General features: G+C 35.4%; 1 pseudogene. It reads right to left on the bottom strand.

Features of this window, described 5'->3' with window-relative positions:
* Positions 1 to 237: pseudogene (locus BAQ44_RS09755) on the bottom strand (RNA-guided endonuclease InsQ/TnpB family protein); the annotation flags it as partial.

Here is a 237-nt window from a genome sequence, read left to right as displayed (position 1 = left end):
CCTTTTTTAAATCTCCTAGACATATCTCTTTGCGCTGACTTTTTCCTTTTCAAAAGTTTTTTAACCTTAGCATCTTTGTTTATATTTCGTTCTTTCATACCATTAGAAGCTACAAACAGATCTTTTAAACCAACATCCACACCAATCGACTCATTCGTTAATTCCTGTGATTCAAAGTCTTCTTGGAATCCTACACTAATCCACCAGTGACGACCGTCAAATGTAACTCTTGGATTG

This window comes from Bacillus mobilis (genome assembly GCF_001884045.1).
Lineage (GTDB): Bacteria > Bacillota > Bacilli > Bacillales > Bacillaceae_G > Bacillus_A > Bacillus_A mobilis.
Note: the sequence above shows the minus strand (reverse complement) of the source record. Positions and strands in the feature narration are given on the sequence as shown.